This window comes from Vibrio sp. SCSIO 43137 (assembly GCF_028201475.1).
Lineage (GTDB): Bacteria > Pseudomonadota > Gammaproteobacteria > Enterobacterales > Vibrionaceae > Vibrio.
In genome coordinates this window covers 524,340-537,653 of sequence record NZ_CP116383.1, presented here as the reverse complement: position 1 = coordinate 537,653, position 13,314 = coordinate 524,340, and the positions used below count along the sequence as shown (strand labels likewise).

Genomic DNA, 13,314 nt, shown 5'->3' with positions numbered 1-13,314 from the left:
CGTTTTTTTATCTTTGCAGATCCCGGCTCAGTTACTGCTCTTCGCGCTTAAATACCAACTCAGTAGCAGTAGACTCTTCTTCAGCAAAGTAATATCCGGCACTATCAAACTTAGTCAACCCTTCAATTGAATCTATTTGATTGTCGATAATATAGCGGGCCATCATACCGCGCGCTTTTTTGGCAAAGAAGCTGATCACCTTGTACTGACCATTTTTGCAGTCTTTAAACACAGGGGTAATTATGCTGCCGTCCAGCTCTTTCTTCTTAACAGCTTTAAAGTACTCATTAGACGCCAGATTAACCAGAACATTGTCGCCCTGCTCTGCCAAGGCCTGATTTAGCTTCTCGGTGATAATAGAGCCCCAGAACTGATATAGATTCGTTCCACGGCTGTTAGCCAGCTTAGTGCCCATTTCCAGACGGTACGGCTGCATCAGGTCAAGAGGCTTCAGCAGGCCATAAAGGCCGGATAACATTCTCAGGTGAGACTGAGCATAGTTGAAATCCTGCGCTGTCATGCTCTGTGCGTCCAGTCCGGTATAAACATCCCCTTTAAAGGCTAAGATAGCCTGTCTGGCGTTTTCAGTGGTAAAGGTTTCGCTCCATTGTTGAAAACGAGCGACATTAAGACCGGCAATCTTGTCGCTTACCGTCATCAGCTCAGAGATATCCTGAGGGGTGAGTTTACGGCACTCTTCAATCAACTCTTTCGAGTGCTGAGTAAGCTCCGGCAGAGTAAATTCCTCAGTAGCAAGGGGGGATTCATAGTCCAGCGTCTTGGCCGGTGAAACAACGATAAGCATAGGTAACTTCCTGACTGATTAGTTTTAGGTATTATTCGCTTTTGTTTGTCAGGATAGAATATAAAAAAAGCCATGCTTAGTCAGCATGGCTTTATCGATTTGTCTGATAGAAATTCTCAATTAACTACTATGAGTCTTTCTTTTCCTCGTACCAGATGCCTTCTTCAAGCTGAGATTTCAGCTCTGGGTAATCATTAGCATCAAAGGTAGGAACCTTGCCCTGAGACAACTGGCGGTTATAGTCTTTAGCCAGTTTAATCACGATACCAGACAGAAGCAGAATCGCCACAAGGTTAACAATCGCCATCAAGCCCATAGAAACATCGGCCATAGACCAGACGATTGGCAGCGAACCGATTGAGCCAAACATCACCATACCAAGAACAACAATACGGAACAGGCTCAGACCCGCTTTATGGTTGTGCTCAAGGAAGATAAGGTTGGTCTCCGCATAAGAGTAGTTAGCAATAATCGAAGTAAAGGCAAAGAAGAAAATCGCCACAGCAACGAAAATAGAACCCCAGTCACCAACCTGAGAACTTAGTGCACGCTGAGTCAGCTCGATACCAGTAACATCACCGTGAGGAACATATTCACCAGAAACAAGGATAATCGCTACAGTAGCCGTACAGATTACGATGGTATCGGTAAAAACACCCAGCATCTGTACATAACCCTGTGACGCAGGGTGTGGCGGATAAGGTGTTGCAGACGCTGCTGCGTTCGGCGCAGAACCCATACCGGCTTCGTTAGAGAACAGACCACGTTTAATACCGTTAATCATCGCCTGGGCAATGGCATAACCTAAACCACCGGCTGCGGCTTCCTGGAAGCCAAACGCACTCTTAAAGATCAGCGCAATGGCACCCGGAACTTTATCCATGTTCATAGCAACAACGAAGATCGCCAGAGCCAGATAGAACAGCGCCATTACAGGTACGATAAGCTCCGCTGTTTTCGCGATAGCACGAATACCACCAAAGATAACGACTGCCGAAATAGCAACGATACCGATCCCAACGTACATAGGATCCCAGCCAAAGGCGGTATTCATTGCACTAGTAATTGAGTTTGCCTGAACGGCATTGAAAACCAGACCAAACGCGATAATCAGGAAAATAGAGAACAGAACGCCCATCCAGCGCATTCCCAGACCTTTTTCCATATAGTAGGCTGGTCCGCCGCGATAGTTTCCGTCGTCATCTTTGGTCTTATATAGCTGCGCCAGAGTACTCTCGGCAAAAGAGGTTGCCATACCCAGCATGGCAATAAGCCACATCCAGAAAATAGCACCCGGGCCACCGGCAGTAAGGGCTACAGCTACACCGGCCATGTTACCGGTACCTACACGTGCAGCCAGACTGGTACACAGTGCCTGAAATGAAGAGATACCTGACTTGTCCGCTTTACGGCTGTTCTTCAGGACACTAAACATGTGTCCGAAATGACGAATCTGAATAAATCCTAGTCGGACAGTAAAGTAGATACCAACACCAACCAGCAGATAAACAAGGATAGATCCCCACAGGAGATCGTTCATTAAGTTAATTATGTCTGTCACAAGGGCCTCTTATTGAGTTAAGCGGCAATATTCCAGAATCAGAGTTATCTCTTGGTATCAGCATATTATTAGAAGTAGAAGGGGGATGCCCCATAGTATGGCTGCTGAAAAATCTGGTTCTGCACTTCAGTTTTCTACAGAGAACTAATGCAGTTGCATATTGCCGTATTGATTGACCGCAGGATAATGCAGCCGGGAAAAAGAAAAATCAATACTAATAAAGTTGCGCATAAATGGCTTTTTTCACCAGATAACAACCAAAATTCAACATTAATACCAATAGAATTTTTCAAAATCCCATACAAGTGCCGGATGATTGAGAATTCTGCTTAGCTCAAATTCTGTAGATGAAAATTGTAACTAAGAATTTTTGGCTAAGGCTTTAATCTAAAGGAGTGGCAGAAAATTTACCCGACTCTGTATTAGCAGTTAATTTTACCTGCTTCAGAATGACCCAATCTGAAATCAAACTGGCACACCAGAATTGCGCCACACAGATATTTAACATCTCAGATACGCGAAATTTTAATTTCCTGCCCCCTTCTGATTGCTTGTTTTTTAAGCAAATTAATTATTCAAATTGTGAATTCTGATAAATTTTCTAATAAAAACTTCATCAAAGAGAAACAAATGAGAAACACATCTCAGTTAATCTGACGCCCGATATGGTACTTAATTGGCCATAATCAAGAGAATCCTGATGGAAGCGATTTGATTATCGAACAATAAATGACAAGCAAGAGAGGTCAACATGGAAGGCTTTCTACTAGATGACATTACGGAAATGGGCAATCATCAGACCCGCGCCAGCAGGTCCAAACCAGCAAAAAGAAAGTGGCGTGAAATTGAAGCGATTAAGGATCGCCAGCGTCTGCAAAAAGAGCTGATGGATATGGATGTCTGCTTAGACTACAATCTGGACGACATCGATTTATAACGAATTTTAAAACAGGCACCGGATGGTGCCTGTTTTTGTTTTCGCTGCTGAAACTAAACGGCTTCCGTTTCTGTTTGCCGTACCCTTTGCGCCAGCTGTTTATACTGATCCGCAATGGTGTCCCCGAATACAGGATCTTCATCACTCTGCGTCCAGAGGCTCTCTACCTTCTGCCAGTCTTCCGTGGTAAATGCCTTTTTGATCAAAGGCAGTATTTCCCGCTCTTCCAGATCCAGATGTTGCTTCTGAGCCAGAATAAATTGCTCAAGCTGATCAGCAAAAACATCAAGCGGAACAACGGCATCCTGAAGAATCATATCTACGGTAAGCAAAAACTCTTTGGTTTTACGGGACAGAAGAATATGTTCCTGCTCCAGATTTTTCACCTGACCGCTGTCCGGGTACTGCTCAGAGAAATGACGATACAGAATATCCTCTTTCGGATGATGGACAGTTTCGGAATGACTGGAAAGGTAGTCTACAATCTCCCTGACCAGCGAGTAATTAATCGGTTCTTCCTCTTTTATGCAGTGCCATTTTTTTCTCAAAATGGCCAGAAGACGAACCATATAACCATGTTCCCGATGGATCTGCTCTAGCATCATAGCTTCCTTCTCCTATATATCCTTATTAACTATAAGTGTATATAAAGATAAGCAAGCGCGCCTGTTTCATATGGAATTTTTATTTAATCCAGCTTTGGCTGCCAGTCTATCGGCTGTAACCCTTTGTCAGACAATATATTATTCGTCTGAACAAAATGGCCGCAACCGAAGAAGCCGCGATGAGCAGACAAAGGAGACGGGTGTGGAGCCATCAAAACGTGATGCCGGCTTCTGTCTATAACCTTACCCTTCTTCTGCGCATGAGTGCCCCAGAGCAGAAAAATCACTCCGTCACAATGCGCATTCACCGCTTCTATTACCCTATCAGTAAATGTTTCCCAGCCGGTTTTAGAATGAGAATGAGCTTTACCCTGCTCCACGGTCAATACGGTGTTTAACATCAGCACACCCTGCTCAGCCCAGCTTTTAAGGTAACCGTGCTCAGGGATCTGAAAGCCCGGAATACTCTGAGCAAGCTCTTTATACATATTGACCAGTGATGGAGGCGTTCTCACCCCCGGCAATACAGAAAAGCAGAGACCGTGTGCCTGATTAGGCCCGTGATAGGGATCCTGCCCCAGTATCACTACCTTTACATCTTCAAGTTGGGTAAAACGAAAAGCATTAAAGACATCCTGAGCCGGCGGAAAAACTGTTTTACCCGCTTCTCTCTCACCATCTACAAATGCCATGGTCTGCTTAAAGTATTCCTGCTGCTTCTCCCGGCCAATAACATTGTGCCAGGTCAGTGGGTTGCTCATTGTAAAACTCCTTGCTGAATTTGCGGCTATTGTACCCCAAATCAGTCAGCAAGGTGTTTTTTCACAGCAAACCGGCCGGCATATGTGATGACGATTCAATCCCTTAGCACTGTATTACGCTACCTATTATTCTGTGGGGTACGGAAATGGCCTCTCCCCTGAATATGTCGGTTTGGTACAGGCATATGTTTTGATGAGACAGATGAGCAGTTAAATGATGTGATGTTCATAGTGGCATCCTCTTTGTTACTTTGACTTTCTCAGGTAACTAGTATGAAAGAAAGATGCCAACTCACAGGGTTAAAGCTTATGCTCTAGTGTAAGCAATTAAGATTCTGCTGTTTTTAGTTCCAGATGGCGAAGCGCCTGAATTTCTTCATGCCATATATCCGGGTCAATTGTTTCCAAAATCAGAGGGATAGAGTCAAATCGCGAATCCTGAGCAATATACTCAAAACAGTCCCAGCCAATTTCCCCCTGACCAAGGGAGTGGTGCCTGTCGACTCTGCTGGCAAATTCTACTTTAGAATCATTAAGGTGCATTGCACGAAGATATTGCATACCAACCACTCTGTCGAACTCTGCAAAGGTTTCCTCACACGCCTGACGAGTTCTCAGATCATAACCGGCGGTAAAGGTGTGGCAGGTATCGAGGCAAACTCCTACCCTGCTCTTATCTTCAACCTGTTCGATGATCTGGGCAAGATGTTCAAAACGCCAGCCAAGATTGGTTCCCTGCCCTGCGGTATTCTCAATAACAGCAATAACCTCAGGCACTGCCTGATGAGCGAGATTTATCGATTCAGCAATCAGGGCTAGACACTCTTGTTCCGATATCTTCTTCAGGTGGCTGCCGGGGTGAAAGTTCAGCAAGGTTAAACCCAGTTGATGGCAACGCTCCATTTCATCAATAAAAGCGGCACGGGATTTTTCCAGTTTCTCCTTTTCAGGCGCGCCCAGATTGATCAGGTAAGAGTCATGGGGAAGGATCTGGTCTGCACTAAAACCATATTTGGTGCAATTTGCCTTAAATTCTCCAATGCTCTCTTCTGTTAGCGGCTTTGCCACCCACTGCCTCTGATTTTTAGTAAAGAGCGCGAAAGCATTGGCACCGATTTCCTTTGCCCTGACTGGAGCATTTTCAACTCCGCCTGCTGCGGAAACATGAGCGCCGATAAATTTATTACTCAAAATTTCTGTTTTCCTTTGTTAAAACACTTTGTTTTATTAGCTGCTAGACGAATTAATCATATCACCAATTAAATAGTAAAATAATTGCTAACTAACTGCTAAAAAATAGCTAAATAATTGTTGTTAAATTACTACAAAATAAATCGTAAAATATTTTTTAATCGATCAAATATAGTTGAAGCCATTGAATTAAAAGAATTTTTGATTCAAATCAAATAATTTGCCATGAAAAAAATAAGGTTTTTAGTTGTATATTGACTTAAATCAATATTATTATAGCCACATAGCGATAAGCAACATGCTCAACAGATTAATAATTACATCACATTAAGTGAATTAGGAGAAAGTTATGATCCAAGGTATCCAAATAACAAAAGCAGCAAACGATGACCTTTTAAACTCTATCTGGCTTCTTGATAGTGACAAAAATGAAGCTCGTTGTGTTGCCGCCACCTCAGGATTTTCAGCCGATCAGGTTGTTGCAACTTCTGAACTTGGTGAGTTCGAAAGCCGTGAAGTGACTATCGAAACCGCACCTCGCGTTGAAGGTGGTCAGCACCTGAATGTAAACGTACTTAAGCGTGAAACTCTGGAAGATGCCGTTGCTCACCCAGAGAAATATCCTCAGCTGACTATCCGTGTTTCTGGTTACGCAGTGCGCTTTAACTCACTGACTCCTGAACAGCAGCGTGATGTTATTGCCCGTACTTTTACAGATTCACTATAATCTGAGAGAATTTCTGTTCAGTAAAAAGCGCCTCTCAGGCGCTTTTTTTATTTCTGTCATTCTCAGGCTCGCTCCCTCGTAATATTTCCTTATAAAAAATCAATTGCATAATAGTTATCTATTGATATGCTGACTATCACTTCACTCGTATAATCAAATAGTTATACAAAAGGGGGCTCTATGCCTAAGTATCAGTTTTTTACCTTTCCTTATAATCAGACAACGGATTTCACCTATCTTGAAATGGGTACAGACTCTTTTCTGGAAGAGAAGGAAAGCTTACTAGCACAAGATTTTGAAGTCGACGGCGAGCCTATTTACGCTAAAAACGCCAAAGAGGCGGTTAAAACATACCAGACCGGTTTTACCCGGGTAGTTGAAGATTACAATAAATCTCTGCCAGTCTACGCTCTGATCCACGGCTTAATTGAACTTTATCGCTCTGTACGCAAAAAAATAGGCGCTAATTAGCGCCCATTATCAATTGCAGAAAGAACTACTCTCTACTTTTGTACTTTTCTTAGTACCTGCTTAAGAGCATCGAAATCAGCATCTAACTCTTCAGAAAGGTTTTCCATCGCTGCGTGTTTTGCCAGCGGAGCAGGAACATCGATATCAGTACCGAGGATCTCATCAACCACTTCTTTAAACTTAGCCGGATGAGCGGTACAAAGGAACAGGCCTGTTTCATCTTCCTGTAGTTGCTGATCCAGACAACGGTAAGCTATCGCACCGTGAGGCTCACACAGATAACCAAGATCTTTCAGCTCTGTTACCGACTCTGCACTCTCTTTATCTGTCACAGCACCTTTACCCAGTTCATCAAGTCCCCAGCCTTTAATACGGCAAAGTTCTTCGATACGTGGCCAGTTATTTGGCTGGCTGACATCCATAGCGTTTGATGTTGTCGCGATAGTCGGCTTAGGCTGCCACTCACCTGTTTCAAGATAACGTGGAACCGTATCATTAACATTAGTCGCGGCAATAAAACGCTTAACAGGCAGGCCAAGGGCTTTAGCCAGTAAACCAGCGGTCAGGTTACCGAAGTTACCGCTAGGAACTGAAACCACCAGGTTTTCACGCTCTTGCTTAGTCATCTGAGAAGCGGCCTCAAAGTAGTAGCAGATCTGCGCCATCAGACGGCTGATATTGATTGAGTTTGCAGAGTTCAGACCTATCTCTTCACGCAGAGCCGGGTCATCGAAGGCTTGTTTTACCAGTGACTGACAAGCATCAAAATCGCTGTTGATCGCCACGGTATGGATATTCTTGCCAAGAGTACAGAACAACTTCTCCTGTAGCGGGCTTATCTTACCTTTAGGGTAAAGGATAACGACATTAATGTTTTCCATACCATAAAAAGCATGGGCTACCGCGGCACCAGTATCGCCGGAAGTGGCTGTCAGAATGGTAATCTTACCGCCATCGGAAACGGCAGCCAGAGACTGAGCCATAAAGCGACCGCCAAAGTCTTTAAATGCCAGAGTCGGACCGTGGAAAAGCTCTAAAGCGTAAACACCTTCTTTAACCTGACTGATTGGAGCCTGAAACTGAAATGCGTTAGAGACCAGTTCGTTTACCTTGTCAGCAGAAAGCTCATCACCAATCAGTGCAGAAAGTATCTTACTGCTACGGGAGATAAAATCTTCATCCAGCAGGGCATCAATATCGTCAAACTTAGGCAGTTCAGACGGGAAAAACAGCCCCTGATTGCGTCCTAAGCCCTGACGGACAGCCTGACCATAAGATACTTGTTCATCGTTTTCTTTTATGTTGTACAGCTTCATAGCTCACTTCCTGTTACTTTCGAACCCTGCTTGTCCAGACGACAAACGTGTACGAATCCTTCATCATTTTGTACATATTCTTGTTCAAGCCAGCGTGCAACACGCTCTGCAACTTGTTTATCTTTACAGATACTAAATAGTGTCGGGCCGGAACCCGAGATACCTGTGGCAAGAGCACCGGCTGAGGCAGCGTATTCTCTGGCTTTTTCAAATCCGGGCAGTAGTTTCGCACGATACGGCTCTGCAATCACGTCTTTGATCATTTTTGCCGCTAATTCAGGCTGACCAGAGTGGCAGGCATGGATAAAACCAGCCAGATGACGTCCGTGGGCAATGATATCCTGTCTGCGATATTGTGACGGCAGAATCTCACGCGCTTCAGCGGTAGAAACCTTTATTCCGGGATAAGCCATTACCCAGTACCAGTCATCAAAACAAGGCACTTCCTGGCTGATAATTCCCAGCTCTTCCAGCATAAGCTGTACACCACCCAGATAACATGGCGCAACGTTATCATAGTGAATACCACCGGAGATCTTACCTTCCATCTCGCCCATCAGAGCCAGGAGTTCCATTTCGTCCAGCGGCTGAGCGTGGAAACGGTTCAGTGCATCGAGTGCAGCAACAATAGAGCAGGCACTGGATCCCAGACCGGAACCAATAGGCATGTTCTTTTCCAGTGTCATCTGTAACGGCTTAAGCTCAACACCTTTTTTAGCCAGTTCACGGGAAAACCCCAGCCAGCAGTCGTAAACAATGTTCTCTTTCGCCTCTTTCGGCAGTTTAGAGACAAAATTACCCGCAGTTTTAAGTTCAAACTCTGAATCCGCACCTTTTACCAGTACTCTGTCTCCCAACAGAGTACCGTCAATTGGTGAAACCGCTGCACCAAGTACATCGAAGCCGACGCTTACGTTACCGATTGATGCAGGGGCATACACTACAACATCCATACCTGATGAACTCATTTTATACTCCCAGTTTCCAGCCTAATGTACGCATCACATCAGCAAACACACCCGCAGCCGTCACCTCAGTACCGGCACCATAACCACGCAGAACCAGTGGAATCGGCTGATAATAACGGCTATAGAATGCCAATGCGTTTTCACCATCTTTGATCTTAAACATAGGATCCTGCTCATCAACAGCAGCGATGCGAACCTTACAACTACCGTTATCGATCTCACCAACATAACGTAGCACCTTACCTTGAGCAGCGGCTTTTTCAGACTGCTCTAGGAAATAGGCATCCGCTTCAGGCAGGCGGGCCATAAAGTCCTCAACGGAACCTGAATCATCAAAGCCCGGCGGCAGAGCCTGCTCAACTTCTACATCATCCAGTTCCAGCTCCAGACCTGTTTCCCTTGCCAGAATAAGTAGTTTACGCGCAACATCCATTCCAGACAGATCATCACGTGGGTCCGGCTCAGTAAAGCCATTATCTTTGGCTATGGTTGTTGCCTGACTCAGGGTCATCCCTTCATCTAGCTTACCGAAGATATAAGAGAGTGAGCCTGACAATATGCCATTAAACTTCTCAAGTTCATCACCGGCAGAGATAAGGTTTTGCAGGTTTTCAATTACCGGCAGACCCGCACCAACGGTGGTTTCATACATAAGCTTACGGCGGGTACTCTGTGCCACGCGACGAAGCTGATGATAGTAAGCCATGCTAGCCGTATTGGCCTTCTTGTTCGGTGTCACCACATGGAAGCCAGCGGCTAGGAAATCGGCGTATTGCTGAGCAATACCTTCACTTGAGGTACAGTCCACCAGTACCGGGTTAATAATGTGGTTACGTTGCACCATAGCAATCAATCTGGACAGGCTAAACTCATCGCTTACGTTGTTCATGCGATCACGCCAGTTTTCCAGCGGCAGACCTTTGCTGTCCATTAATACGCCTTTACTGTTTGCCAGTGCACAAACACGCAAGACAATGCCTTTTTCAGCCAGTTTTGCCTGCTGCCTTTGCACCTGATCAACCAGCTCACCACCAACACCGCCAACACCAACAACAAACAGATCGAGGAAGTGTTTCGAGTTAAACAGATTTTCGTGACAAGCCTTCACCGCTTCTGATACACGGTCTTCAGGAATCACGGCAGAGATTGCCCGCTCAGAAGAGCCCTGCGCAATAGCAACGATATTGACGTTCACTTCTGCCAGAGAAGAGAAGAAACGCGATGCAACACCACGTGATGTACGCATACCGTCACCCACCAGAGTAACAATGGCAACGTCATCCATAAACTCAACCGGTTCAAGCAGGCCGTCTTTTAGTTCCAGTTCAAAGGCGTCACGAAGCACCTGCTCCGCTTTCGGCTTATCAGCTTCTTCAATACAGAAGCTGATGCTGTATTCAGAAGAGGACTGAGTAATAAGAACAATAGAAACACCGGCAGAAGACATAGCACCAAATACCCGGCTTGCCATACCAACCATACCCTTCATACCCGGGCCGGAGACGTTCACCATAGTCAGCTTATTCAGGGTAGTAATACCCTTAATTTCCAGATTATCTTCACCAGTATCCTGACCAATCAGAGTACCCGCTCCCTGAGGGTTAAAACTGTTTTTGATCAGACACGGAATATGGAACTGAGCAATCGGAGCGATGGTTTTCGGGTGCAGAACGGAAGCACCGAAGTAAGAGAGCTCCATCGCTTCCTGATAGCTAAGGGATTTAAGCAGGCGGGCATCATCTACCAGACGCGGGTCACAGTTGTAAACACCATCCACATCAGTCCAGATTTCACAGCAGTCAGCACGAAGACAGGCTGCAAGTACAGCGGCTGAATAGTCAGAGCCATTACGGCCAAGAGTAACCAGTTCACCCTCTTTATTACCGGCAGTGAAGCCCGGCATAATATTGACATGGCCTTGCGGCAGAGGATCTTTTTTAAAGTTCAGGGTTGAAGCGTCTACATCTACCATAGCTTCAAGGTGATCACCTGAAGCAAGCAGATACTTAACCGGATCGATTAGGCTGGCTTTCTGTCCTTTTGCCTGCAAAACAGCCTGCATCAGCTTAATGGAGATTCTCTCACCTTTACTGATGATTCTGGCGTTGGCATTACCCGGGCACATACCCAGCAGGGCGATACCGTGAACAAACTGGCGAAGCTGAGTCAGAGAGACTTTCACCTGCTCATCGAAAGCCACATTATCGAGATTTGGCAGAACCGCTTTAATATCAGCAAAAAGCTGTGCAAATGAGGATTCCAGCTCTGCAATCTGCAGATCGGCGTCTCCGTTCCGCAGCGCCCCTTCTATAACCGCAACCAGCTTATTGGTTGTCTTTCCCGGTGCTGAAAGAACAACAGCGACCTCTTCCTGTTGAGCATTGTTGGCGATGATATCGGCCGCCCTTAAAAAACGGTCCGCATCAGCTAATGATGAACCACCAAACTTGAGTACTCGCATCCCTACCTCCAGTATGTATAAAGCTATAAAAAAAGGCCTGTATCTTTCGGGGATACAGGCCTTTTTTTGAAATTCTTTTCGCTCAGCAGGCCGCCCCAACAATGGTCATGTCGGTAATAATAATGGTGGTGGTCATCATCATTTGGCTGTGTGCTGGCATTATTTAAATTCTATATTTTTTGCTAATGTGTGTTTGCTGATACATACGTTTACCGACTTTCACTCACATAGTCAAATAAAAGTTCAATATTTTTTTGCGCAACTTCAAAATTCTCTCTGTTTACTACAAATGAGACTGAATGCATAAAGTACTGTTTTAAAAAGCAATCGATTCCCTATGATTACTTCAAATAACTAATGGATCTATCTAAAGATCCAAAAGTAAGGATCCACAATGGTTTTTTTGTGTTTTAATTAACGAACAGGCAACAAAATCACACATTACTAATATATCGCCTGAACTAACAGTGGCACATAGATAAGGAGATCGATATGAGAAAAAGTTTGCTCTGCGCTCTCCTTGTGTTTGCCACAAATTCTCAGGCTGAAATTCTGCCTTCCCTGAACTCAGAAGGGGCAGACTCCCCACATAAACTGTTTGTCTCAAGCCAAAACAATATTCTGAATGAGTTCGACAGCTGGAAAATTGATAGCGGCTACGCCTATTCCGTGTTTGGCAATATCGATATATATGTAGGAACCCGGATTGATAACGTCTCTGAAGAATCCACAGAAAGAGGCTTTCTAAGCGGTGTTAGTTACAATATTGGTGAGGCATTTTCTTTGAAAAGCACCCTGCATACAAAGCAGGAACTTCAGGAAAATGGTGAACCGTTCAATACATTCGGTGCTGAAGTATCAAGCAGGGTAAAAATCTCTGATCATTTGGATCTGCACGCAACTCTGGATTATGAAGAGTTACAGCAGGGGTTTGAGTTGGGGCTAGGCTTTCGCTTCTAGCCCCGGTTGATTACCACTGAAGCACTTCACCTGAAACTAATGTTCCGTTCCAGTCGGCATAAATATAGTCGCCGGGATGAATCATCTGACGTTGAATAGTCAGGCAGACATTCACTTCACCAGCCCCTCTTTTTTCTGTTTTAAATGGGCAGGCAGCTAAGGCTTTCACACCAATATCCATTTCAGAAAGAGCTGCAACATCACGTACCGCCCCGTTAACAATGATCCCTTCCCAGCCATTCTCGATAGCAAGAATAGCAAGCTGATCACCCAATAGTGCTTTTTTACAGGAACCATTCCCGTCGACAAAAAGAACTTTACCTTTTCCGTCTTGTGCCAGCACCTCCCTGACTTTCGAATTGTCATGGAAGCAGCGCACTGTGACAATCTCTCCGCTGAAGGCATATCTCTGCCCGAAGCTCTGAAGAGGAAGATCCAGCAGTGTTACCTGATCTTCATATTTATCACAAATATCTGGAAGTATATCGTTCATTTTTTCCTCCTTGATGACTCATAGTTCTCCCCAAATTATCCAGAGATAAGCTATGAAT

13 protein-coding genes and 1 other annotated feature are annotated in these 13,314 nt (G+C 44.9%); of the genes, 4 read left to right on the top strand and 9 right to left on the bottom strand.

Annotation, left to right across the window (positions count from 1 at the left end; genetic code table 11):
• Positions 1 to 31: 31 nt before the first annotated feature.
• On the bottom strand, positions 32 to 805 hold the full coding sequence (gene yaaA / locus PK654_RS02665; protein ID WP_271697530.1) for a peroxide stress protein YaaA: 774 nt from the start codon (positions 803 to 805) through the stop codon (positions 32 to 34).
• A gap of 127 nt (positions 806 to 932) precedes the next feature.
• A complete protein-coding gene (locus PK654_RS02660; protein ID WP_271697529.1) occupies positions 933 to 2,366 on the bottom strand; it encodes an alanine/glycine:cation symporter family protein in 1,434 nt (477 codons plus the stop codon).
• Positions 2,367 to 3,117: 751 nt separating this feature from the next.
• On the opposite strand from PK654_RS02660, the gene PK654_RS02655 reads away from it, so the two are divergent.
• Complete coding sequence (locus tag PK654_RS02655; protein WP_271697528.1) at positions 3,118 to 3,303, top strand: DUF3545 family protein; 186 nt, start codon at positions 3,118 to 3,120, stop codon at positions 3,301 to 3,303.
• 53 nt (positions 3,304 to 3,356) lie between these two features.
• On the opposite strand, the gene PK654_RS02650 is transcribed toward PK654_RS02655, so the two are convergent.
• The 3 genes from PK654_RS02650 to nfo form a co-directional block, all read right to left on the bottom strand.
• Positions 3,357 to 3,908 (bottom strand): hemerythrin domain-containing protein, encoded by a 552-nt coding sequence (locus tag PK654_RS02650; protein WP_271697527.1) that lies wholly within the window; start codon positions 3,906 to 3,908, stop codon positions 3,357 to 3,359.
• Positions 3,909 to 3,991: 83 nt separating this feature from the next.
• Positions 3,992 to 4,669 (bottom strand): uracil-DNA glycosylase, encoded by a 678-nt coding sequence (gene ung, locus PK654_RS02645; RefSeq protein WP_271697526.1) that lies wholly within the window; start codon positions 4,667 to 4,669, stop codon positions 3,992 to 3,994.
• 327 nt (positions 4,670 to 4,996) lie between these two features.
• Complete coding sequence (nfo, locus tag PK654_RS02640) at positions 4,997 to 5,863, bottom strand: deoxyribonuclease IV (RefSeq protein WP_271698765.1); 867 nt, start codon at positions 5,861 to 5,863, stop codon at positions 4,997 to 4,999.
• Between the two features lie 346 nt (positions 5,864 to 6,209).
• On the opposite strand from nfo, the gene grcA reads away from it, so the two are divergent.
• Together grcA and PK654_RS02630 are read left to right on the top strand one after the other, a co-directional pair.
• The gene (grcA, locus tag PK654_RS02635) at positions 6,210 to 6,587 is read left to right on the top strand and encodes an autonomous glycyl radical cofactor GrcA (protein ID WP_271697525.1); all 378 of its coding nucleotides are present in this window, start codon (positions 6,210 to 6,212) and stop codon (positions 6,585 to 6,587) included.
• A 180-nt stretch (positions 6,588 to 6,767) separates the two neighbouring features.
• The gene (locus tag PK654_RS02630; RefSeq protein WP_271697524.1) at positions 6,768 to 7,058 is read left to right on the top strand and encodes a hypothetical protein; all 291 of its coding nucleotides are present in this window, start codon (positions 6,768 to 6,770) and stop codon (positions 7,056 to 7,058) included.
• A 32-nt stretch (positions 7,059 to 7,090) separates the two neighbouring features.
• On the opposite strand, the gene thrC is transcribed toward PK654_RS02630, so the two are convergent.
• From thrC to thrA, 3 genes are read right to left on the bottom strand one after another with little or no spacing between them, the layout of a single operon-like run.
• Positions 7,091 to 8,374, bottom strand: a complete 1,284-nt coding sequence (gene thrC / locus PK654_RS02625) for a threonine synthase (protein WP_271697523.1) — start codon at positions 8,372 to 8,374, stop codon at positions 7,091 to 7,093.
• Positions 8,371 to 9,327 (bottom strand): homoserine kinase, encoded by a 957-nt coding sequence (thrB, locus tag PK654_RS02620; RefSeq protein WP_271698764.1) that lies wholly within the window; start codon positions 9,325 to 9,327, stop codon positions 8,371 to 8,373. The genes thrC and thrB overlap by 4 nt, the downstream gene beginning before the upstream one ends.
• Before the next feature lie 16 nt (positions 9,328 to 9,343).
• Entirely contained in the window at positions 9,344 to 11,803 is a 2,460-nt protein-coding gene (gene thrA, locus PK654_RS02615) for a bifunctional aspartate kinase/homoserine dehydrogenase I (protein WP_271697522.1), read from the bottom strand.
• A gap of 26 nt (positions 11,804 to 11,829) precedes the next feature.
• Positions 11,830 to 11,950 (bottom strand) — a sequence feature (Thr leader region).
• 345 nt (positions 11,951 to 12,295) lie between these two features.
• On the opposite strand from thrA, the gene PK654_RS02610 reads away from it, so the two are divergent.
• Positions 12,296 to 12,763, top strand: coding sequence for a ribonuclease regulator (locus PK654_RS02610; protein WP_271697521.1), 468 nt, complete (start codon positions 12,296 to 12,298; stop codon positions 12,761 to 12,763).
• A gap of 10 nt (positions 12,764 to 12,773) precedes the next feature.
• Here PK654_RS02610 and PK654_RS02605 read toward each other — a convergent pair whose 3' ends face one another.
• Complete coding sequence (locus PK654_RS02605) at positions 12,774 to 13,256, bottom strand: putative 4-hydroxy-4-methyl-2-oxoglutarate aldolase (protein WP_271697520.1); 483 nt, start codon at positions 13,254 to 13,256, stop codon at positions 12,774 to 12,776.
• Positions 13,257 to 13,314 lie beyond the last annotated feature (58 nt).